This window comes from Geodermatophilus sp. DF01-2, assembly GCF_004571065.1.
GTDB lineage: Bacteria > Actinomycetota > Actinomycetes > Mycobacteriales > Geodermatophilaceae > Geodermatophilus.
Genome location: NZ_SPQN01000021.1, coordinates 26709 through 49826 on the forward strand (window position 1 = coordinate 26709; position 23118 = coordinate 49826).

Here is a 23118-nt window from a genome sequence, read left to right on the forward strand (position 1 = left end):
TCAGGCGGAAAGCTTCTCGCGACCCTTGCGCCGGCGACCGGCGATGATCGCCCGGCCTGCGCGGGTGCGCATCCGCAGCCGGAAGCCGTGGGTCTTGGACCGCCGGCGGTTGTTCGGCTGGAACGTGCGCTTGCTCACGAGGTACTCCCACTACACGACATCGACGGGGCGCTCCCACCGGGAAGCGGGCGCGCAACAGGGACGGACACACGGCGGGAGGCCGGCTCCCCGTCCACGGACTCCCGCCAGCATAGCCGAGGAAGAGGTCCGGCCGGATGCCGACCACCCAGGCTTCCCCACCCCCCGTCGCGGCGGGCGGTGCCGCGCCGCGGACCGCGGGCGACACACCGAGACGGCACGCCGAGAACTGCCACCGGGCTCGTTGCCGGGCTGTGGACGGGGCTGTTAGCGTCGCCGTCGCTCCACATCGGACACCGACGTCCGGCGCAGGGGCCGTCCTGCTGGTGTCGCCTGACCACCGCGCCCTCCGGAACAACAGACCTCGCCTCTCACCAGCGGCAATGTCTCTGACGGGCCCGCAGGCACGGGTCCCGGTGCGCATGCGTCGTCGACCGTGCACAGCCTGTGGACACCGGTGTGGACGCCGTGCGTCCACACCGGTGTCCACAGTGGAGGGCTGACCGGGGGACGACGGACCCGGCAGCGGACGGCCGCGGCGGGGGCCGACGACACACGGGACTCTGGGAGGACGAGGGCCATGGCCGATGCCACGGGGGACCTGCCGACGGTCTGGGACCAGATCCGTGAGCGGCTGGTGACGAGCCTGTCCCCGCAGCAGAACGCGATGCTCAACCTGACCCGGCCGGTCGGCGTCTTCGAGGACACCGCGGTGCTGTCGGCGCCCAACGAGTTCACCCAGACCGTGCTGGAGTCCCGGATGCGCCGGGTGCTGGCCGAGGCGCTGTCCGAGCACCTCGGGCGCGACATCCGCGTCGCCGTCCAGGTGGAGGACAGCCCGGCCGAGCCTGCTCCCGCACCGGCACCCGAGGTGCCGACCCGGCGGCCGTGGTCGGCGGTCGAGGCGCAGCGCGCCGAGGAGGACCGGGAGACCCGCGACCGGACCGACGACGGCCGCAGCGCGTTCGGCGTCCGCGCCGACGTGCGGCCCGCCTGGGAGGACGACGGCGCCGCCGGGCCCGACGCCCGCGCTCCCGAGCGGGACGCCGAGGACTGGGCCCCCACCGACTGGAGCCCGCCGGCCCGGCGGCCGGCGGGTCGCGGCACCCGGGCCGCCGAGCGTGACTGGGGTGGCACGGACCTGGACGAGGACGGCGTCGCAGTGCTGCCCTTCGACCTGGGCACCGGCGCCGTCGACGAAGCCGCGCCCGCCCGCGGACGGCGGGGCGAGGGCCGCGGCGGGTCCGGCCGCGGCGGGGACGCCGTCCCACTGTTCGGCGACCGGCGGGCGCCGGCCGGAGCGCAGGACCCGGGGTTGAACCCCAAGTACGTCTTCGACAGTTTCGTCATCGGCAACAGCAACCGGTTCGCCCACGCCGCGGCCGTCGCCGTGGCCGAGGCGCCGGCCCGTGCCTACAACCCGCTGTTCATCTACGGTGACTCCGGGCTGGGCAAGACCCACCTGCTGCACGCCATCGGCCACTACGCGGCGCGGATGTTCCCCAACGTCCGGGTGCGCTACGTGAGCACCGAGGAGTTCACCAACGAGTTCATCAACCTGGTGCACTCCGGCCGGGCCGAGGACTTCCGCCGCCGCTACCGCGACATCGACTTCCTGCTCATCGACGACATCCAGTTCCTGGAGCGCGCCGAGCGGACGCAGGAGGAGTTCTTCCACACGTTCAACACGCTGCACAACGCCAGCAAGCAGATCGTCATCACCTCCGACCGGGCGCCGAAGAAGCTGACGACCCTGGAGGACCGGCTGCGCACCCGCTTCGAGTGGGGCCTGATCACCGACGTCCAGGCGCCGGACCTGGAGACGCGGATCGCGATCCTGCGGAAGAAGGCCTACGGCGAGCGGCTGCAGGTGCCCGACGCGGTGCTGGAGTTCATCGCCAGCAAGGTGCAGACCAACATCCGCGAGCTGGAGGGCGCGCTCATCCGGGTGACGGCGTTCGCGTCGTTGAACAAGCAGCAGGTGGACCTGTCGCTGGCCGAGCTGGTGCTCAAGGACCTGATCAGCGACGAGCAGGGCCCGCAGATCACGGCGGCGATCATCATGGCCGCCACCGCGGAGTACTTCTCCGTGACGATGGAGGAGCTGCAGGGCGCCAACCGCAGCCGCACGCTGGTCAACGCCCGGCAGATCGCGATGTACCTGTGCCGCGAGCTGACCGAGCTGTCGCTGCCGCGGATCGGCGCCTCCTTCGGCGGCAAGGACCACACCACCGTCATGCACGCGGTCAAGAAGATCACCAACCTGATGAGCGAGCGGCGGGCCACCTACACCCAGGTCACCGAGCTCACCGCCCGCATCAAGAGCCGCGCTCGGCAATGACGTCGCGGTCCTCCGGACCGCACCGCCTCCAGGGCCGTTCCCGTGCTGGGCTGAGCCCTCCCCGTCCCTCGTCGCGGAGGCTTCGCAGGGCTCACTGTCCACAGACCTGTGGGTCGGCCGGCGGCCGTCGTCCCCGCGCATCGAGCCCCCAGGAGGCCACCGGGACCGGTGACCTCGGTCGACTCGTCGAGAAGTTGTCCCCAGGGATGTGCACACCCTGGGGAGATTCCACGCCGCCCCCTCACGCCGGGTCACGACCGACCGGGACGGCGCCCGATCGGCACAGCCGTGTGCTCTGCCCCCGCACGCCGCTCACCTGCACGGACGCCCCCTCCTGCCCGGCCCGGCGGAATCGCTGGCCACCGGACCGGCCACAGGCCTGGGTACGGGCTGGGGACGGGGTCGGGGCAACCGGGGGACAGCGCGTGGAGAGACGGCGACGGGTGTGCGCAACCGTCGAGATGTCCACGTGTCGACACAGGAGAGCCGCTGCCCACCCACAGTCGGCCAACACGTCGACTCGGGGCCCGACCTGGGCGGACGGCCTCGATCCCCAGGTTCCACACCAGTGATGACGAGGATGAGGGAGAGAGATCGGGGCTTTCTCGAACCACACTCTGGGTGGGGAAGCTGCGCCGGGAGTGACCTGATCGAGGAGCACGGTTACCCCCATGTCTCCGGCAGGAGGCACGATGAGCAGCGCAGTAGGAGGAGCACACAGAGCTGGGGTGGATCAGGTCATGAAGTTCCGGGTGGCACGTGAGGTGCTCGCCGATGCCGTCGCCTGGACGGCGCGCAGCCTGCCGCCCCGGCCGTCGGTGCCGGTCCTGGCCGGAATCCTGCTCGAGGTCGACGGCAGCCAGCTCTCGGTGTCCGGCTTCGACTACGAGGTCTCCGCCCGCGCCGAGGTGGACGTGCAGGCGTCCGAGAGCGGCCGCGCACTGGTGCCGGGCCGGCTGCTCGCCGAGATCACCCGGGCGCTGCCGCCGCACCCCGTCGACATCACCGCTGAGGGGCCGCGGCTGTCGATCGCCTGCGGCAACGCCCGGTTCAGCCTGCCGACGCTGCCGGTCGAGGACTACCCGTCCCTGCCGGCCATGCCGTCGTCGGCCGGCGTCGTCGACAGCGACGTCTTCGCCGAGGCGGTCGGTCAGGTGGCCGTCGCCGCCGGGCGCGACGACACGCTCCCGATGCTCACCGGCGTCCGCCTGGAGATCGACGACGACCTGGTGACTCTTGCCGCGACCGACCGGTACCGGCTCGCGGTCCGCGAGTTCGCCTGGCGGCCGGACACCCCCGGGCTCACGGCGGCGGTACTGGTGCCCGCCCGCACGCTGGCCGACGCGGCGAGGACGCTGACCAGCGGGCCGGAGATCACGATCTCGCTCTCCTCCGGCGGTTCCGGGGAGGGCATCCTGGGCCTCTCCGGCAAGGACCGGCAGACCACCACCCGGCTGCTGGACGCCGAATTCGTCAAGTACCGGGCGATCATGCCCAACGAGTCGCACAGCAACGCCACGCTGCCGGTCGGGCTGTTCACCGACGCGGCCAAGCGCGTCGCCCTGGTCGCCGAGCGGGGCACGCCGCTGCGCTGCGAGTTCACCCCCGGCCAGGTCACGCTGCGCGCCGGTGGCACCGACGACGAGGGGCAGGCCGAGGAGCGCTGCGACGTCGAGTTCGAGGGCGAGCCGCTGACCATCGGCTTCAACCCGGCGTTCCTGCTCGACGGGCTCGCGGCGGTGCACACCCCGCGGGCGCGGATGGACTTCACCAGCCCGCTCAAGCCCGCCGTCCTCTCGGGGGTGCCCGAGCCGGCGGCCGACGACGGCGAGGCGACGTCCCGTCCGGCCGAGCGGCCCGGCAGCTACCGGTACCTGATCATGCCGGTGCGCCTGCCGGGCTGAGGGTCCGCACGCGCCTCACCCGGGTGCAGCACCGGTCCCGCACCGTGCGGCTGCCGGGCCGAGGAAGGACCCTCCTGCTCCACCGAGGTCCGCCGTGGCCCCGTCCCGGTCCGGCCCGTCCAGAGGCTCGCCGTGAGCCTGCGAACGGTGAGGTGGACGGGGTCCTTCCACTGCAGGAGGGCTGCCGGTCGCGGGCCCGGGCGGCGGCGACCGGCCGGACCGAGCACGATGGGGTGCCGGGACTGGCCCTGCTGCAGGGTCCCGCCGCGAGCGGTGGGGGGCAGGAGGGTCCTTCTACTGCGAGGAGAGGACTGCGTCGTGCAGCTGGGACTGATCGGGCTGGGCAAGATGGGCGGCAACATGGCCGAGCGGCTGCGCCGCGCCGGCCACGAGGTCGTCGGCTACGACCGCTCCCCGGGGAAGCGGGACGTCGACACCCTGCCGGCGCTGGTCGAGGCGCTCACCGCGCCCCGGGTGGTCTGGGTGATGGTCCCCGCAGGTGAGCCGACCCGTGACACCGTCCGTGAGCTGCGGGACCTGCTCGACGAGGGCGACGTGGTCGTCGACGGTGGCAACTCGAGGTTCACCGACGACCAGGTGCACGCCGCAGCCCTCGCCGAGAAGGGCATCGGCTACGTCGACGCAGGCGTCTCGGGCGGGGTCTGGGGCCTGGAGAACGGCTACGCGCTGATGGTCGGCGGCTCCAAGGAGGACGTCGCCAAGGTGCAGCCGGTGTTCGACGCGCTCAAGCCGCCGGCGCCGGTGGACGAGTCCGGCCAGGAACTGCCGGGTGCGGGCTTCGTGCACGCCGGGCCGGTGGGCGCCGGGCACTTCAGCAAGATGGTCCACAACGGCATCGAGTACGCGCTCATGCAGGCCTACGGCGAGGGCTACGAGCTGCTGGCCGCCGTCGACCTGATCGAGGACGTCCCCGGCGTGATCAAGTCCTGGACCCAGGGCACGGTCATCCGTTCCTGGCTGCTCGACCTGCTGGTCCGCGCCCTGGAGGAGGATCCGGCGCTGGAGAAGATCAGCGGGTACGCGGAGGACTCCGGCGAGGGCCGGTGGACGGTGGAGATGGCGATCGAGCACGCCGTCCCGATGCCGGCGATCGCCGCCTCGCTGTTCGCCCGCTTCTCCTCGCGGCAGGAGGACTCGCCGACGATGAAGGCCGTCGCCGCGCTGCGGAACCAGTTCGGCGGCCACGCGGTGCAGGCCGTCCGCGACCAGGAGGTCGAGCGCCCCGCATGAACGAGGACCCCCTTGCTCCCCACCAAGAAAGGACCCCGTCCTCCCCGCCCTTCGCAAGCTCAGGGCGGGACCCGGGACGGGGCCACGGCGGGGCCCGGCAGGGGGGCCGTTCCAGCACATCGCGGGGATGCTGAGGTGTACCTGCGCCACCTGCAGCTCGGCTCGTTCCGCAACTGGGACCGGGTGGACCTGGCCCTGCGCCCGGGGCCGACGGTCTTCGTCGGCCGCAACGGCGAGGGCAAGACCAACCTGGTCGAGGCGGTCGGCTACCTCGCCACCCTGGGCAGCCACCGGGTGGCCGGTGACGCCCCGCTGGTCCGGCAGGACGCGAGCCAGGCGGTGGTGCGCGCGGCGCTGCGCCGCGAGGACCGGGAGCTGCTCGTCGAGATCGAGATCAACCCGGGCCGCGCCAACCGGGTGCGGGTCAACCGGGCGCCGCTGTCCCGGCCCCGCGAGCTGCTCGGGCTGGTCAAGTCGGTGCTGTTCGCGCCGGAGGACCTGGCGCTGGTCCGCGGCGACCCGGCCGAGCGGCGGCGCTTCCTCGACGACCTGCTGGTCAGCCGGACGCCGCGGCTGGCCGGGGTGCGCAGCGACTACGACCGGGTGCTCAAGCAGCGCAATGCCCTGCTCAAGACCGCTCGCCTGGCCCGCGGCGACGCGCTGGCCACGCTGGACGTCTGGGACGGGCACCTGGTCCACCTCGGCGGGCAGCTGCTGGCCGCGCGGCTGCGGCTGGTGGCCGACCTGGCCCCGCACGCGGCCCGGGCCTACGCCGGCGTCGCCGGCACGGACGCCGCGGGAGCGGCGCTGGGCTACGCCAGCACCGTGCCCCTGGCCGGGGACGGGACGCCGATCGCCGAGGGGATGGCGCTGCCCTCGGCCGCCGAGCTCTCCGCCGCGCTGGGCGAGCGCGTGACCGAGCGCCGGAGCGAGGAGGTGGACCGCGGGATGACGCTGGTCGGCCCGCACCGCGACGACCTGGTGATCTCGCTTGGGTCGATGCCGGCCAAGGGGTTCGCCAGCCACGGCGAGTCCTGGTCGCTGGCCCTGGCGCTCAAGCTGGGCTGTTTCGCGCTGCTGCGGGCCGACGGGGAGGAGCCGATCCTGGTGCTGGACGACGTCTTCGCCACCCTGGACGCCGACCGCCGCGCGGCGCTGGCGACGGTGGCCCGCTCCGCCGAGCAGGCGCTGGTCACCGCGGCGGTGCTCGACGACGTCCCGGCGGAGCTGCGCCGCACGGTGGTGCAGGTCGCCGGCGGTCAGGCGGTGCCGCTCGAGCGCCGGGCCGCCGAGGAGGATGCCGTGGACGGCGGAGTGCGGGAGGAGGTGCCATGAGCGAGGAACGACCCGCCCGACCCAGCGACATCGCCCGGGCGGCGCTGGAGGCCGCCCGCGCGGCGTCGGCGTCCCGGCCCCGGCCGACCCGGCGGCGGATCGCCGGCCCGCGGCGGACCTGGACCGGCCCCCGGCCCGGCGACGACGACCCCCAGCCGTTGGGCCGGCTGGTCGACTCGCTGGTGCAGACCCAGGACTGGACCGGGCACACCAAGGTCGGCGCCGTCTTCGGTCGCTGGTCGGCGCTGGTGGGCCCGGAGATCGCCGCGCACTGCACGCCGCAGACCCTCACCGAGGGTGAGCTGCTGGTCGTCGCGGAGTCCACCGCCTGGGCCACCCAGCTGCGGCTGCTGGCGCCGACGATCCTCGGGAAGCTGCGCGCCTCGGTGGGCGGGGACGTCGTGACCCGGCTGCGCGTTGTCGGTCCGACGGCCCCGAGCTGGAAGAAGGGCCCCCGCTCGGTCCGCGGGCGTGGACCGCGGGACACGTACGGATAGGAGCGCACCCGGCACCGGGAGCTCCGGGAGGACGATGCAGCGATGAGCAGCCCGCGCGACCCTGACGGTTTCGAGCAGCGCCCCGACGAGGGCAGCGGCTGGCGGGAGCCCGGCCACCTCGGCGGGGACGGCGGCGCCGAGCGACCGCACGGCGAGCCGGCTCGTGACGCGCAGACCCCCGCCGACCAGCCCCCCGCGGACCGCCCGGACGAGGGCGGCGGGAGTACCGCCTGGCAGCCGCCGGGTTGGGATCTGCCCCCGGCCTCCCCCGACCGGCCGGTCCAGGGCCCGGCCGCCCAGTACCCCGCACCGCAGTACCCGCCGGTCCAGGGCCCGGCCGCGCAGTACCCGCCGGCCGGGCCGCAGACCGCCGGTGGGCCGCCGGTCCGCGGCGGCCTCTTCGGCGGCCGGCGCCCGCGCAGGCCCAGCGAGCTCGAGCGGGTCTTCGCCTACCGCGGCGACGCCGTCGGCGCGCAGGGCTGGGCGGTCCAGCAGGGGTGGGCCGTGTCCGACGGCACCGCCCCGGAGGACGCCGTCCTCGCCGAGCTGGTGCGCACCGCCCCGGTCCGCGCGACCAAGGACCACCGCCCGGCCGGCGTGATGCGCGGTCGCTACGGAACGCTGGACCTGGTCGCCTTCGACGTCCTCTTCGCTTCCGGGCGCTACGTCGTGCCGGAGTACGCGGTCACCGCCGCCCCGGTGCTCGGCAACCTCCCGCCGCTGCGCCTGTCACCGGCCCGGTTCTGGAAGCACCGCACCGGCGGGCTGGTGCAGGTGCCCAGCGGTGACCCCGGCTTCGACGGCCGGTGGGTGCTGCTCGCCGCCGAGGACGGCCCGGCCGTCCGTGCACTGGTCGGGGACGCCACGGTCCGTGGCCTGCTGCTGGGCACCGACGACGGCGACGAGTTCTGGACGGCGGCCGGTCATGTGGCCGCGATCCGTCCCGACGGGCACCGGCCCGAGCTCATCGAGCACCACGCCCGGATGCTCACCGCGATCGTCGGCGCGCTCTCCCCCGCCCTCTGAGCGCCGTCCGGTGAGCACGCCCGCCGGCGAGGCGTCGGCGACCGCGGCCCCCACGGCGACGGTGCGGGAGCTGTTGCCCCTGCTGCGACCGCACCGGCGCGCACTGGCCGTGGCCGCCGTCCTCTCGCTGGTCGCGGCGGCCGGGGCCCTCGCCCAGCCGGCGCTGGTCGCCCGGGTCATCGAGGCGGTCGGCGCGGGCCGGGAACTGCTGCCCGCGGTCCTGGTCCTCGTCGCCGTCCTCGTGGCGGCGTCCGTGCTGGGTGCGCTGCAGCAGTACCTGCTGCAGCGCACAGCCGAGGGGGTCGTGCTCTCCACCCGCCGGACGCTGGCCGACCGCCTGCTGCGGCTGCCGGTCGCCGAGTACGACCGGCGGCGCACCGGGGACCTGATGTCGCGGGTCGGCGCGGACACCACCCTGCTGCGCGCGACGGTGACCTCCGGGGTGGTCGAGGTCGCCGGCTCGGCCGTGGTCGCCGTCGGCGCCGTGGTGGCGATGGCGCTGGTGGACGGCTGGCTGCTGCTGGTCACCGTGCTGTCGGTCGGCGTCGGGTTGACCGTCGTCCTGTCGGTGAGCCGCGGCGTGCGTCGACTGTCCCAGCAGGCCCAGGAGGAGGTCGGCGCGATGAGCGCCGCGGTGGAGCGGGCGCTGTCGGCGGTGCGCACCATCCGGGCCAGCGGAGCGACCGCTCGGGAGGTGGACGTCGTCGCGGCCAGCGCCGGCCGGGCGTACGCGGCCGGGGTGCGGGTGGCGCGGCTCGAGGCGCTGGTCAGCCCGGCCGGTTCGATCGCCGTCCAGGGGGCCTTCCTCGCCGTCCTCGGCCTCGGCGGCTACCGGGTGGCGACCGGCTCCATCGCCGTCGCCGACCTGGTCGCGTTCATCCTGTACCTGTTCCTGCTGGTCATGCCGCTGGGCCAGGCGATCGCGGCGTGGACGCAGCTGCAGAGCGGACTCGGCGCGCTGGCCCGCATCCAGGAGATGCTCGCACTCGAGCCGGAGGACGACGCGCGGCCGGAGCGGGGCTCGGTCGCCGTCCCGCCCTCCCCGGTCGCCGTCCCCGCGTCGTCGCCGTCCCCCGGCGTCCCGCTGCTCGAGCTCGAGGACGTGACCTTCGCCTACCCCGACGGCACAGAGGTGCTGCACGGGGTCTCCCTCACCGTGCCGGCCGGAAGCCGGGTGGCCCTGGTCGGGCCCTCGGGGGCGGGCAAGTCGACGGTGCTCGCGCTGGTCGAGGGGTTCTACCCGCTCACCGGAGGATCGGTCCGGTGGGCGGGCACCGACGTCCGCGACCTGCCGCGGGCCGGCCTGCGCGCCCGACTGGGCTACGTCGAGCAGGAGGCGCCGGTGCTCGCGGGCTCGGTGCGCGACAACCTGCTCCTGGCCGCGCCGCGGGCGAGCGATCCGGAGCTGTGGGCGGTGCTGGCCGACGTCGGGCTCACCGAGATGGTGCAGCGCTCGCCGCGCGGGCTGGACGTCCCGGTGGGGGACGACGGCGTGCTGCTCTCCGGCGGGGAGCGCCAGCGGCTGGCTATCGCCCGGTCGCTGCTGGCCCGCCCGGCGCTGCTGCTGCTCGACGAGCCGACCGCCAGCCTTGACGCGCGCAACGAGGCCCTGCTCCGCGACACCCTGGCCGCCGCAGGCGCCGACCGTGCGCTGCTGGTGGTCGCGCACCGGCTCTCCACCGTGCTCGGCAGCGACGAGATCGTGGTGCTCGACGCCGGCCGCGCGGTCGCCCGCGGCACCCACCACGAGCTGGTCGACACCAGCCCCCTCTACCGCGAGCTCGCCGCCGCTCAACTGTTGGTATAGCGGTGGCCGCCCCGGTGATCAGGTGAGCTGATCCGACCGGCTCCTGGCTCACTTCTGGTCGTGAGCCTGGAGCGTGAACGGTCAGCTCACCTGATCATCGAGGAACGAGGAGGGCGTCACGCCGCGCGCGCCCGGCGCTCCCCGACCGCGGCCGCGGTCCCCTGCTCGGCGGCGCGACAGATGTTGCGGACCATGCCGCCGAAGACGACGCCGTGGAAAGGCACGAGCGCCCACCAGTAGAGGTCGCCGAAGAGGCCGTTCGGCTTGAAGGTCGCCTTCTGCCGCAGCCGGGTGCGCCCACTCTCCTGTTCCACGTGGAACTCCAGCCAGGCCAGCCCGGGCAGCCGCATCTCCGCGCGCAGCCGCAGCAGCCGGCCCTCCTCCAGCTCCTCCACGCGCCAGAAGTCGAGGGCGTCGCCGACGTAGAGGTCCGAGGGCGACCGCCGTCCCCGCCGCAGCCCCACCCCGCCGACCGCCCGGTCGAGCCAGCCGCGCACCTCCCAGGCGAGGGGGAACGAGTACCAGCCGGTCTCCCCGCCGATGCCCTCGACGACCCGCCACAGCTCGTCCGGCGCCGCGTCGGTCTCCCGGATGCGTTCGTCGAGGTGGAGGGTGCCGCCGGCCCAGTCGGGATCGGTGGGCAGCGGGTCCGACGGCGCCCCGGGCACGGACGCCGAGGACCAGCGGGTGGCCACCGCGGCGTCCTTGACCCGCTGGATGGCCAGTCGCACCGCCTCGTCGAAGCCGAGCAGCCCCTCCGGCGGGTCTGGGACGAACTCCGCGATGTCGTGCTCGGCGCAGACGACGGTATTGCGCAGGGACTCCACCAGTGGACGAGCGATGGAAGCAGGGACGGGGGTGACGAGGCCGACCCAGTGGCTGGACAGCTCGGGACTGAGCACCGGCACCGGCAGGATCCGCCGCCGGGGCAGCCCGGCCACCGCGGCGAAGCGCTGCGTCATGTCCAGGTAGGTCATGACGTCGGAGCCGCCGATGTCGAAGCAGCGGTGCACCTCGGGCGGGAGCGTCACGCAGCCGACGAGGTAACGCAGGACGTCGCGGATGGCGATCGGCTGGATCCGGCTGTGCACCCAGCGCGGTGTGACCATGACCGGCAGCCGCTCGGTCAGGTACCGCAGCATCTCGAAGGACGCCGACCCCGAGCCCAGCACCACCGCGGCCCGCAGGACGACGGTCGGGACGCCGGAGCCGAGCAGGATCCCGGCGACCTCCGCGCGGGAGCGCAGGTGCGGCGAGAGGTCCTCGCCCTCCGGCTCCAGCCCGCCCAGGTAGACCAGCCGGCCCACGCCGGCGTCCCGGGCGGCCCGCGCCATCACCCGCGCCGTCCGCCGGTCGGTCTCCTCGAACTCCGGGCCGCTGCCCAGCGCGTGGACCAGGTAGTAGACGACGTCCGCGCCGGCGCAGGCCGCCGCGACCGCCTCGGGGTCGCCGGCGTCGGCCCGGACGACCTCGACCTGCCCGGCCCACGGGTGGTCGCGCAGCCGCTCGGGGGAGCGGGTCATCACCCGCACCCGGTGGCCGGCGGCGAGCAGCTCGGGCACCAGCCGCCCGCCGATGTAGCCGGTGGCCCCGGTGACGAGGCAGGTCGCCGGGGTCGGGTGGGCGGGAGGACGGACGCCGGGGGTCTCTGCCATGTCGCGAGTGTCCGGCGTGGACGCCGTGCCCGCCGGGGTCGCGGGCGGACGGCGCGGGCGGGGACGCTCCTCGTCACCCGGCGCACTCGCACGACCCGGCCGGAGTCGGCTCGTGCGACCGGCGGGGCGATCGACGGACGTCCGGCCCAGCGCCTCCGGGACGGCGTGTCGGCCCGGGGGCCGACACCGGTGGTGGCAGGCGCGCTGCGAGTGGCGCAGACACGACGTGAGGGCCGGGACGGCGGCATTCCTGTCGTACCACCCGGTATCGTGGAGAGCAGAAACCGCCAGCATCCGGCCCAGCGTCGTTCTGCGCCCCTGGAGCATGGGCCGCTCTGCGCCCCTGTCCGCGTCGGGGCGCCAGCCGCCGGGTGCGCGACAGAAGGGCCCCACGTGGTCGCTCGACCGAAGACCGACGCCCAGGCTGACGCCTACTCCGGCAGCTCCATCACCGTCCTCGAGGGTCTCGAGGCCGTCCGCAAGCGGCCCGGCATGTACATCGGCTCCACCGGTGAGCGGGGCCTGCACCACATGGTGTGGGAGGTCGTCGACAACGCCGTCGACGAGTCGCTGGCCGGCTACTGCGACACCGTCCGGGTCACCCTGCTCCCCGACGGCGGTGTCCGGGTGGAGGACAACGGCCGCGGCATCCCCGTCGACATGCACCCGGTGGAGAAGCGGCCGACCGTCGAGGTCGTCATGACCATCCTGCACGCGGGCGGCAAGTTCGACGGCAAGAGCTACGGCGTCTCGGGCGGCCTGCACGGCGTCGGCGTCACCGTCGTCAACGCGCTGTCCACCGAGCTCGACGTGCGCATCTGGCGCGACGGCACCGAGTGGCACCAGCACTACGCCGATGCCAAGCCCGGCCCGCTGGAGAAGATCGGCCCGACGACGAAGCGCGGCACCCAGATCACCTTCTGGGCCGACCCGGGCATCTTCGAGACGACGTCCTACTCGTTCGACACGATCAGCCGCCGGCTGCAGGAGATGGCGTTCCTCAACGCCGGCCTGAAGATCGTGCTCCGCGACGAGCGTCCCGGGCACGGCAAGGCCGAGACCGGGATGGCCGAGGAGGTGTCGATCGCCGAGGAGGCCCCGGCCCCGCAGGCCGAGCAGCCGGCGTTCGAGCCGACCGAGGTCACCTACTTCTACGAGGGCGGCCTCAAGGACTACGTCGCCCACCTGAACCGCACCAAGTCCGCGATCCACCGCTCGGTCATCGGGTTCTCCGCCGACGGCACCGGCAAGAACGACACGGCGATGTCGGTGGACATCGCGATGCAGTGGTCGGAGGCCTACTCGGAGTCGGTGCACACCTTCGCCAACATCATCAACACCCACGAGGGCGGCACCCACGAGGAAGGCTTCCGCGCGGCGCTGACGTCGATCGTCAACCGCTACGCGGAGGAGAAGAAGCTCTTCAAGAGCAAGGACGAGAAGCTCACCGGCGAGGACATCCGCGAGGGCCTGGCCGCGATCATCTCGGTGAAGATCGGCGACCCGCAGTTCGAGGGCCAGACCAAGACCAAGCTGGGCAACACCGAGGTCAAGGGCTTCGTGCAGCGGGTCTGCAACGAGCAGATCGGGCACTGGTTCGAGGCCAACCCGACCGAGGCCAAGCAGATCATCACCAAGGCCAGCTCGGCCGCGCGCGCCCGCCGCGCCGCCCAGCAGGCCCGGCAGCTGGCCCGCAAGAACCCGCTGAACTCGACCGGTCTGCCCGGCAAGCTGGCCGACTGCCGCTCGACCGACCCCCGCAACTCCGAGGTCTACATCGTCGAGGGCGACTCGGCCGGCGGCTCGGCGAAGTCCGGCCGCGACTCGATGTTCCAGGCGATCCTGCCGATCCGCGGGAAGATCATCAACGTCGAGAAGGCGCGTATCGACCGGGTGCTCAAGAACACCGAGGTCCAGTCGATGATCACGGCGTTCGGCACCGGCATCCACGACGAGTTCGACCTGTCGAAGCTGCGGTACCACAAGATCGTGCTGATGGCCGACGCCGACGTCGACGGCCAGCACATCCGCACCCTGCTGCTGACGCTGCTGTTCCGCTTCATGCGGCCGCTGGTCGAGGCCGGGCACGTCTACCTGGCCCAGCCTCCGCTGTACAAGATCAAGTGGGGTGGCAAGGTCGGCGACGAGTACGCCTACTCCGACCGCGAGCGCGACGCGCTGCTCAAGGCCGGAGCCGAGGCCGGCCGCAAGATCCCCAAGGACGACGGCATCCAGCGGTTCAAGGGGCTCGGCGAGATGAACGCGACCGAGCTGTGGGAGACCACGATGAACCCGGAGACCCGAATCCTGCTGCAGGTCACCCTCGAGGACGCCGCGACCGCCGACGAGCTGTTCAGCGTGCTCATGGGCGAGGACGTCGACGCTCGCCGCAGCTTCATCACCCGCAACGCCAAGGACGTCCGGTTCTTGGATGTGTAAGAGCCTCGACGTCTGAAGGACCCCCTGCCCCCCACCGCTCGTAGAAGGACCCCGTCCTCCCCGCCCTTCGTTGAAGGACCCCCTGCCCCCCACGGCTCGCGAGCTCGCCGTGGGACCCTGCAGGGGGCCAGCGGGACCCGGGACGGGGACGACCCCTACAGGGGGCCTGACCAGCGACTTCGTCCACATCCCGTGCACCGAACCGTGGAGATCTGAACCGTGACCGAGACCCCTGCCCGCGACCGCATCGAGCCGGTCGACCTCCAGCAGGAGATGCAGCGCAGCTACATCGACTACGCGATGTCGGTCATCGTCGGCCGCGCGCTACCCGAGGTTCGCGACGGCCTCAAGCCGGTGCACCGCCGCGTGCTGTACGCCATGTACGACCAGGGCTTCCGCCCCGACCGCAGCTACGTCAAGTGCGCCCGCGTCGTCGGCGAGGTCATGGGTAACTACCACCCGCACGGTGACTCGGCGATCTACGACGCCCTCGTGCGACTGGCCCAGCCGTGGGCGATGCGCTACCCGCTGATCGACGGCCAGGGCAACTTCGGCTCCCCAGGCAATGACCCGGCGGCAGCGATGCGCTACACGGAGGCACGGCTGACGCCGCTGGCCATGGAGATGCTGGCCAACATCGACGAGGAGACCGTCGACTTCCAGCCGAACTACGACGGCAAGAACCAGGAGCCGCTGGTCCTGCCGGGGCGCATTCCCAACCTGCTGATCAACGGCTCGGCCGGCATCGCCGTCGGCATGGCCACCAACATGCCACCGCACAACCTCCGCGAGGTCGCGTCGGCGGTCTTCTGGATGCTCGAGCACCCCGACGCCGAGCCGGAGGAGGCGCTCACCGCCTGCATGCAGCGCATCCCGGGCCCCGACTTCCCGACCCACGGCCTGATCGTCGGCCGGGAGGGCATCGAGGATGCCTACCGCACCGGCCGCGGCTCGGTCCGCATGCGTGCGGTCGTCACCGTGGAGGAGGACGCCAAGGGCCGGGTGCAGCTGGTCGTCACCGAGCTGCCCTACCAGGTCAACCCGGACAACCTGGCCGAGGCGATCGCCGAGGCGGTCCGCGACGGCCGGCTGCAGGGCATCAGCGAGATCGCCGACGAGTCCAGCGACCGCGTCGGCCGCCGGCTGGTCATCACGCTGCGCCGGGACGCCGTCGCCAAGGTCGTGCTGAACAACCTCTACAAGCACACCCAGCTGCAGACGACGTTCGGCTGCAACATGCTCTCGATCGTCGACGGCGTCCCGCGGACGCTGCGCCTCGACGAGCTCATCCGCTACTTCGTGCTGCACCAGATCGAGGTCATCCAGCGGCGGACCCGCTACCGGCTGCGCAAGGCCGAGGAGCGCGCGCACATCCTGCGCGGCCTGGCCAAGGCCCTCGACCAGCTCGACGCGGTCATCGCCCTCATCCGGTCCAGCGCATCCGCGGACGCGGCACGCAGCGGCCTGATGGAGCTGCTGGAGATCGACGAGATCCAGGCGACGGCGATCCTGGACATGCAGCTGCGCCGGCTGGCCGCCCTCGAGCGGCAGCGGATCCTCGACGAGCTCACCGAGCTCGAGGCCCGCATCGCCGACCTGCAGGCGATTCTCGACTCGCCCGAGCGGCAGCGGCAGATCATCCACGACGAGCTGGCCGAGATCGTGGAGAAGTACGGCGACGAGCGGCGCACGAAATTCGTGGCCAACGACGGCGACGTCTCCATGGAGGACCTCATCGCCGAGGAGGAGGTCGTCGTCACCATCACCCGCACCGGATACGCCAAGCGGACGAAGAGCGACCTCTACCGGTCGCAGCGCCGCGGCGGCAAGGGCGTCATGGGAGCGACGCTCAAGCAGGACGACATCGTCGACCACTTCTTCGTGGGCTCCACCCACGACTGGATCCTGTTCTTCACCAACAAGGGTCGGGTCTACCGGGCCAAGGCATACGAGCTGCCCGAGGCCAACCGCACCGCCCGCGGCGCGCACGTGGCCAACATCCTGGCCTTCCAGCCGGACGAGAAGATCGCCCAGGTCATGCAGATCAAGGACTACGGGGTGGCCCCGTACCTGGTCCTGGCCACGGCCAACGGTCAGGTGAAGAAAACCCGGTTGACCGACTTCGACTCCCCGCGCAGCGGCGGCGTCATCGCGATCAACCTGCGGGAGGGTGACGAGCTGGTCGGTGCGGCGCTCATCGACCCCGAGCAGGACCTGCTGCTGGTGACCCGCAAGGCGATGTCCATCCGCTTCAAGGCCGACGACGCGACGCTGCGGCCGATGGGCCGGGCGACCGAGGGAGTTCGCGGCATCTCGCTCGGCGAGGGGGACTCGCTGCTGTCGATGATCGTGGTCGAGGAAGGCGTCGACGTCCTCGTGGCCACCGAGCGCGGATTCGCCAAGCGCACCGGGATCGAGAACTACCCGCCGCAGGGGCGCGGCGGCAAGGGCGTGCTCACCGCCGACCCGAAGTCCCGCAAGGGCAACCTGGTCGGCGCGTTGTCGGTGCGGCTCGGCGACGAGCTGTACGCCATCACCTCCGGCGGCGGGGTCATCCGCACCCCGGTCAACGGTGTCCGGCACAACAAGGACCGCGCCACCATGGGTGTCAAGCTCATGAACTTGCCGGAAGACGTGTCGATCGTGGCAATTGCGCGGACCACGGACAACGACGAGCCCGCCGCCTAGGCTGTGGTCGATGACGGAGGTGGCGAGGCGTCCGCGCTCCCGGGTGCGGACGTCCCGCCACCTCCGTCCCAGCTACCACGGAACCGACCGGCGCCCGGGCGCCCCTGGCCGCGTGCCGGGCATCTCGGGTGCGAGGCAGCGGCGAGGGCCGCTGGGGAACGGGAGACTCGCATGAGCGACCGGACGCAGGGTTCGGTGCGCACCGGGCCCCGGACCGGGGAGACCGCCCCGGCGCAGGGGACGGCGACCGGCCGGCAGCCCGCAGCAACCGGCCAGCAGCCGGCGGCCGACGGGGGTGTCCCCGTGGGGGCGACCCAGTCCATCCCCGGCGCGAACACCGCCCGGACCCAGGCCGCGGCGGCCACCGACGGAACCGCCCCGGTCACCGGCGGCCCGGTGCCCGTCACCCCGGCCGCCGTCCCGCCGGGCGCCACCGCCAAGCCGGCCGCCGGTGCGGCGAAGGCCGCCTCCGGGAGCGGGCAGAAGTCGGCCCGCGGCCCGCGTCGGGCGCGCCTGCAGCTGCGGCACATCGACACTTTCTCCGCGCTGAAGATCTCGCTGGTCCTGTCGATCGCGATGTTCTTCATCTGGATGGTGGCCGTCGGCGTGCTCTACGGCGTGCTGTCCGGCCTGGGGGTCTTCGAGACCCTCAACGACCTGTTCGGCCAGCTGGGCAGCGCTGCGGGCGAGGACGGCCGCGGTGAGGTCATCACCCCGGGCATCGTTTTCGGCGGCGCCGCGGTCATCGGAGCAATCAACATCGTGCTGATGACCGCGCTCTGCACCGTGGCGGCGTTCATCTACAACATGTGCTCCGACCTGGTCGGCGGCCTCGAGGTCACCCTCTCCGAGCGCGACTGAAGAAGGACCCCGTCGTCCCCACCCTTCGCAGGCTCAGGGCGGGTCCCGGGACGGGGCCACCGGCCTACCGGCCGACATCGCGGCCACGTGCCGTTGTCCTGTTGCGTCGAGCCCTGCTCGCGCACTGGTCGGGGAGCCTCCAGCGCCCGCTCCTCGCAGGCGCCTCGCGGGGCGGCTCGCGTCCTGTTCCGCCGGCCGGGTGCCGTTCCCCTGGTGCGTTGCGCGCGTCCCGGGACCCTCCGGGCCCGCACACGTCGGGCCGAGCTCATGGCGTGCCCCCCTGCGGACGGTGGGTACGGGGCGGGTACGCTGTCCGAGGTCCACGGGCCTGTAGCTCAGGCGGTTAGAGCGCATCCCTGATAAGGATGAGGCCGGAGGTTCAAGTCCTCCCAGGCCCACCCGTGTCCCGGCGCCATCGGCCACCCCGTCCAAGGGTCGGCCTCGGCCCTCTCCTCGAGGAGGGGGCTCCCCTCGAGGAGGTACCCGCGTGCTCAGGAAGCTGGTCTTCGCGGCAGCCGCCGCCGGCGCCCTCGCCGCCGTCCGCAAGCGTTCGGCCGGCAAGGCCGAGGCCGACCTGTGGGCCGAGGCCACCCGCGGGCCCCAGGCCGTCAGCACGCCCGCGGCCCGCTGACCCACCGGGGAGGTCCGCCTCCCACCCCGGGGACGTAGCTCAATTGGCAGAGCACCGCCTTTGCAAGGCGGGGGTTAGGGGTTCGATTCCCCTCGTCTCCACTCTTCTGACCTGCGGATTCGCCTCCGTCGGGGGCTCCGGCGAGCCCTCCGGCGAGGTCTCGGTCCGCAAAATGTCCGCAACTCGTCCGCGAGATGCGACCCGCAGCGCGTCCAGCCGGTCGGCCACGTCGTCCAGGTCGTCGTCGAACAGGTCGGCGTAGCGGTCCAGGGTCATGGCCGCCGAGGCGTGCCCGAGCATCCGCTGCACCGCCTTGACGTTGGCCCCCGCCTTGATCGCCAGCGAGGCTGCGGTGTGCCGGAGTTCGTGCGGCGTGAGTCCGGGCTCCCCGATGGCCCGGGCCGCGGCGTCGAACCAGGCGGACCGGGCGTGTTCCGGTTGCGCAGCACCGCGCCCTGCGGCGAGGGGAAGGCCAGCTCGTCGGCAGGGCGGGTCACCACCGTCCGGGCGAGTTCGTCGACGAGGAACCGCGGCAGCGGCACCGAGCGGCGGCCGTGGGTCTTGGGGGTGCCCCACACCAGGCGGGAGCCGTCGACCTCGGTGACAGCCTCCTCGACGAGCACCCGCCGGCGCAGCAGGTCGAAGTGCCGCACCCGCAGCGCCGCCAGCTCCGACCAGCGCAGCCCGCAATAGCCGAGCACCAGCACGGTGACCCGGCCGGGCCCGGCGGCGTCGGCGAGTGCCTCGAGCTGCTCGGCGGTCAGGTACCGGCGGCGCCTCTCCTGCATCGGGGGCAGGGCGACGCCGAGCGCGGGGTTGACGGCCAGGCGCCGGTCGCGCACCGCGAGTCCGAGGATGCCGGACAGGACGCCCTGCGCCTTGCGGACCGAGGCCCCGGCCAGCCCTCGGTCGGAGAGCTCGGACAGCCAGGCCTGCACGTCGCCGTGGGTCACCCGGATCAGCGCGACGTTCCCCCAGCGCGGCAGGACGTGGGTCTTGAGGACGTCGGCGTAGCGGGCACGACTGGTGGGCTTGAGGTTGATCTTCCCGGCGAGCCAGACGTGGGCCAGCTCGCCCACGGTCGTCCTGGCCCGCTTGGGGTCGACGTAGGTGCCCGTCTGCACGGCCGCGGTGACCTCGTCGAGCCATCGCTGGGCGTCGACCTTGCGCTTGAAGTGGCGGGCGTGCTCCTTGCCCTGCGCGTCCCGGTATCGCGGCCGGTACGTGCCGTCAGGCCGTCTCGCGATCGACGCCACCGCTGCTCACCATCCTCTCCTCGGATACGGGTCTGTCTGGCGCAGGGGGGGTGGCCTGCACCGCTGGCGGGGACGCTGTCACCAGGTGACGGTCCCGTTGTGGGGCCGCCGCGAATCTGTGGATTCACCGCGGTACTCCACGGTCGCGGTCGCGCGCTGCGGCGTAGGAGGGAACGGGCTCGCGGTCTCCCCAGCGGCCGGCCGGCGGTCGCGCCAGTGCCTGGGCGGCGCGGAGCCGCGCGGCTTCGCGCGCGTAGTCATCACTCCAGCGCTCTCGCTCCTGGGGGAGCCGGTCGTCCGGCTGCCCGAGCAGCGCCGGCTCGGTACGCAGTGACGCGACGCGGGCGCGGGCGGCAGCAAGCTCGCGTGCGGCGGCGGCGACGTCGCGCTCGGCGTCGGCCAACCGCGCCGTCGGGCCGCCGCGGTCTCCGGACATCTCGGCGCGGAGGGACCGGTCCTCCTCGCGGCGGCGTGCGTGGACGAGCTCGGTCTGCACGCGGTCGGCGGTGGCCTCGGCAGTCCGGGCGGCGGCGACTAGCCGAGGATGCTCGGGATGCGCGGACTCGGCGCAACGTCGGGCGTCGTCGGCGAGCGCGTCCTGCAGCCGGGGACGGTCGTCGGCCGCGGCGGCGAAGACGGCGACCCGGGTCGGATCGTCCGGCATGCCGGGCACATGGGCTCGCCAGGTGTCGGCCCAGGCGGTGAGTTCTGCCTCGGCTCGGGCGACGGCGGCGCGCCGCCGGCCGAGCCAGCCGGGACCGGCGAGCACGACCTGAGCAGCCCGGTGGGCGGCGTCGCGCTGGGCATCCCAGGCGGCGAGCAGCTGCTCCTGCCGCCGGCCTGTCTCGGTGGCGATCACTGCGGCGCTGGTTTCGACCCGCGCTCTCGCGCGCTCCGCGTCGGCGGCCGTGGTCCGGCTGGCCGCATCCAGGGCGGTGAGCCGGTCGGCGTCGCTGGCCTCGAGCGCCGCGATGTGCCGGAACAGGTCGCGGCGCGACTCGGCGGAAGCGAGGCGGTCGAGGCAGCGCTGTTCGCCGGTCCACGCGGCGTGCAGGTCGGCCAGCACGGCCTCCGGCGGCCGGGGCTGGGCGTAGCGGGCCGCCTCCTGGGCGGCGAGTTCGGCGGCGTGGGCGGGGCCGAGGTCTGCACGGTCCCGGCCGAAGGCGGTGATCCACTGCTGGCGTGCCTCGGTCAGGTCGGCGGCGACGAGGTGGGCGTTGTTGCTCTCACGGCCGCGGGTCATGCCGACGTAGACCGCGGCCGCGCCGGTGCGCTCGCCGACAACCAGGTGCGCGGCGAGGACCGTGTCGCCCTGAGCGCCATGCACGGTGGTGGCGTAGGCCAGCTCGACGTGCTCGGTGACGTAGCCGGCAGGGAGGATTCGCTGCCGTGCGCCGGCGGGGGTCACAACGCCCGGAGGAACGTCACCCCGGGGGAGGGCGGTGGGGGTGACAGTGAGGTTCCCCTGCGCGTCGACCGCGGTGACGGCCCAGGTGTCGCGGTTGGCGACACCCAGGTTCCGGTCGTTGCGGCGGGTGGCGATCCGGTCGCCAACGCCGATCCGCTGCCCGGCCCCGGTGGTGACCGCGTGGGTGTCGTCGACCCGGCCGTCGGCGACGGAGCGGTCGCGGACGGCGGCGTTGAGCTCGCCGGCCTGCTCACGGGTGTCCACCACCACAGCCAACCGCTGCCGGTCGCGGTGGGCGTCGGTAGCGATCGCGGCCAGTGCTTCGCGCAGCGCCGCCGCATCGTGATGCAGCTGGATCTGGCCGCGGGCAGCGAGCGCATCGAAGACCGCGCCGGGGTCGGCGCCGGTGCGCATGGTCAGGGTCAGCTCGGCGTACTGACCGTCGGGCACGGTGGCGCCGGTGGAGTCGGTGCGGATGAAGCGGTGCACCTGGCCCAGGGGCAACACCGCGGCCGGGTCAGCGGCCCGGACGGCCAGTTCCAGGACACCGCCGCGGCCAACCGCGGCCAGCTGTTGACGGTCGCCGAGCAGTGCCACCCGTGCGCCTGACTCGTCGGCGACGGTGAGCAGGGCGCGCGCGGTGTCCTGGTCGAGCATCCCCGTTTCGTCCACCACCAGCAGGTCCCCGACGCTCAGCCGTGCAGCGTCCTCGGGACCGGTGTAGACGGCGCCGGTGGTCGGGTCGGCCTGGCCGGAGATGAGCCGGGTCCAGGTGCCGTCGTCGGTCCAGCGCCAGCCGTGATGGAAGACCAGCCACGCCGCCGAGCCGGCGGCAGCGCCGACCTCGGCAGCCGCAACCTGGGCGGCCTTGAGGGTGGGGGTGACCACCACCAGCCTGCGCCCCTGCTCGTCCAGCAGATCGCGCGTGGCCGACAGCGTGGTGGTCTTGCCCGAGCCGGCGGCACCTTCGACGACGACCAGCGGGTGCTCTCCGGCGAGCATGGCGACCGCCGCGGCTTGCCCGGCGTCCAACGGCGCAGTCGTCGCAGCTGTGGCCAGCGGCCACGGTGGCACTGCGGCATCCGGTTCGGTGCTGCGGTCGGCGAGGCGGGCGGTGAGGTCGGCTTCGACGTCGAGCACTTGCCGGGAGGTCCAGGCCCGGACGTGCTCGGGCGTCTCCTGGCCCGGCAACAATGAGGTGCAGCGCGTAAGGGCGCGAGCGGTGAGGTCCTCGGCCAGCTCGATCCGCACCGCCGGGTCGACGACGATTCCGGCGGCGGCGATCAGCTGCTCGACCTCGCCGCGGATGTCGGCGGCGTTCCACGCCGACCGGCCGGCCGCCAGCCGGGTCAGGACTTGGCCGGCGAGGTGGTCGCGGTCGAGCGTGCCGACCGGGGTGACATCCAGGTCGACCGGGCGGTCCGGGTCCCGGTAGCCGCTTTCCCATAACCGCCCCACCTTCGGCGGCGCCGGCTGGGGGAAGGGTGGGCCGGAGGCCCATCCCGGAGGGACGCGTAGCGCCCTTCCGGCGGCCGGTGCGGCCGGAGATCATCCAGCGGTGACGGGGGAGCGGTCTCTCCCCTCGCCAGTTGGCCGCCACAAGCGACCGCGGCCGGCGAACAAGAGGCAGCCCGTAGTTGACGCCTTCCGCTCCGGAAGTGCCCGATCGGAGGGATTGCGATGTGTCGCTGGAGCCTGCCATGCGCTCGCTTCCGGGGTGGCACGGCTCTCCTTGTGCCGGAAGAAGACGGATGATCGAGCCTGTCGCATAAAGCCGCGTGCCTGAGCGGGTGCGGGCGGTAGTTGCGGGAGAATGGGGCATGCCGCAGAACTTCATCCGCGCGGATGTCGATCAGGGGTTTCTGCTGCCGCCGGATGTGC

13 protein-coding genes, 2 tRNA genes and 3 pseudogenes are annotated in these 23118 nt (G+C 73.3%); 13 read left to right on the forward strand and 5 right to left on the reverse strand.

Features of this window, described 5'->3' with window-relative positions:
• Positions 1-138 (reverse strand): 50S ribosomal protein L34, encoded by a 138-nt coding sequence (rpmH, locus tag E4P41_RS08305; protein ID WP_089305879.1) that lies wholly within the window; start codon positions 136-138, stop codon positions 1-3.
• A 580-nt stretch (positions 139-718) separates the two neighbouring features.
• Here rpmH and dnaA point away from each other — a divergent pair.
• From dnaA to E4P41_RS08340, 7 genes are all read left to right on the forward strand, one after another.
• The gene (gene dnaA, locus E4P41_RS08310) at positions 719-2479 is read left to right on the forward strand and encodes a chromosomal replication initiator protein DnaA (RefSeq protein ID WP_135140461.1); all 1761 of its coding nucleotides are present in this window, start codon (positions 719-721) and stop codon (positions 2477-2479) included.
• A 740-nt stretch (positions 2480-3219) separates the two neighbouring features.
• The gene (gene dnaN / locus E4P41_RS08315) at positions 3220-4383 is read left to right on the forward strand and encodes a DNA polymerase III subunit beta (protein WP_135140462.1); all 1164 of its coding nucleotides are present in this window, start codon (positions 3220-3222) and stop codon (positions 4381-4383) included.
• A 318-nt stretch (positions 4384-4701) separates the two neighbouring features.
• A complete protein-coding gene (gene gnd, locus E4P41_RS08320; RefSeq protein ID WP_135140464.1) occupies positions 4702-5634 on the forward strand; it encodes a phosphogluconate dehydrogenase (NAD(+)-dependent, decarboxylating) in 933 nt (310 codons plus the stop codon).
• A gap of 135 nt (positions 5635-5769) precedes the next feature.
• Complete coding sequence (recF, locus tag E4P41_RS08325) at positions 5770-6969, forward strand: DNA replication/repair protein RecF (RefSeq protein WP_135140466.1); 1200 nt, start codon at positions 5770-5772, stop codon at positions 6967-6969.
• The gene (locus tag E4P41_RS08330; protein ID WP_135140468.1) at positions 6966-7466 is read left to right on the forward strand and encodes a DciA family protein; all 501 of its coding nucleotides are present in this window, start codon (positions 6966-6968) and stop codon (positions 7464-7466) included. The genes recF and E4P41_RS08330 overlap by 4 nt, the downstream gene beginning before the upstream one ends.
• Before the next feature lie 42 nt (positions 7467-7508).
• Entirely contained in the window at positions 7509-8492 is a 984-nt protein-coding gene (locus E4P41_RS08335) for a hypothetical protein (protein WP_135140470.1), read from the forward strand.
• 10 nt (positions 8493-8502) lie between these two features.
• A complete protein-coding gene (locus E4P41_RS08340; protein WP_245177192.1) occupies positions 8503-10299 on the forward strand; it encodes an ABC transporter ATP-binding protein in 1797 nt (598 codons plus the stop codon).
• Positions 10300-10415: 116 nt separating this feature from the next.
• On the opposite strand, the gene E4P41_RS08345 is transcribed toward E4P41_RS08340, so the two are convergent.
• Positions 10416-11954, reverse strand: a complete 1539-nt coding sequence (locus E4P41_RS08345; protein WP_135140473.1) for an SDR family oxidoreductase — start codon at positions 11952-11954, stop codon at positions 10416-10418.
• Between the two features lie 393 nt (positions 11955-12347).
• On the opposite strand from E4P41_RS08345, the gene gyrB reads away from it, so the two are divergent.
• The 6 genes from gyrB to E4P41_RS08370 all read left to right on the forward strand — a co-directional run bounded on the left by gyrB (position 12348) and on the right by E4P41_RS08370 (position 18674).
• Entirely contained in the window at positions 12348-14393 is a 2046-nt protein-coding gene (gyrB, locus tag E4P41_RS08350) for a DNA topoisomerase (ATP-hydrolyzing) subunit B (protein WP_135140475.1), read from the forward strand.
• 219 nt (positions 14394-14612) lie between these two features.
• The gene (gene gyrA / locus E4P41_RS08355; protein ID WP_135140477.1) at positions 14613-17081 is read left to right on the forward strand and encodes a DNA gyrase subunit A; all 2469 of its coding nucleotides are present in this window, start codon (positions 14613-14615) and stop codon (positions 17079-17081) included.
• 171 nt (positions 17082-17252) lie between these two features.
• A complete protein-coding gene (locus tag E4P41_RS23600; RefSeq protein ID WP_135140479.1) occupies positions 17253-17942 on the forward strand; it encodes a DUF3566 domain-containing protein in 690 nt (229 codons plus the stop codon).
• A 324-nt stretch (positions 17943-18266) separates the two neighbouring features.
• A tRNA-Ile gene (locus E4P41_RS08365) sits at positions 18267-18340 on the forward strand.
• Positions 18341-18429: 89 nt separating this feature from the next.
• Complete coding sequence (locus tag E4P41_RS21995) at positions 18430-18573, forward strand: DLW-39 family protein (protein ID WP_167760978.1); 144 nt, start codon at positions 18430-18432, stop codon at positions 18571-18573.
• Between the two features lie 28 nt (positions 18574-18601).
• A tRNA-Ala gene (locus tag E4P41_RS08370) sits at positions 18602-18674 on the forward strand.
• Positions 18675-18876: 202 nt separating this feature from the next.
• Here the strand turns inward: E4P41_RS08370 and E4P41_RS23605 are convergent.
• The 3 pseudogenes from E4P41_RS23605 to E4P41_RS08380 all read right to left on the reverse strand — a co-directional run.
• Positions 18877-19149 (reverse strand): annotated as a pseudogene (locus E4P41_RS23605) (site-specific integrase); the annotation flags it as partial.
• 398 nt (positions 19150-19547) lie between these two features.
• Positions 19548-19829, reverse strand: a pseudogene (locus tag E4P41_RS23785) (site-specific integrase); the annotation flags it as partial.
• Positions 19830-19953: 124 nt separating this feature from the next.
• Positions 19954-22674 (reverse strand): annotated as a pseudogene (locus tag E4P41_RS08380) (AAA family ATPase); the annotation flags it as partial.
• Between the last annotated feature and the right edge of the window lie 444 nt (positions 22675-23118).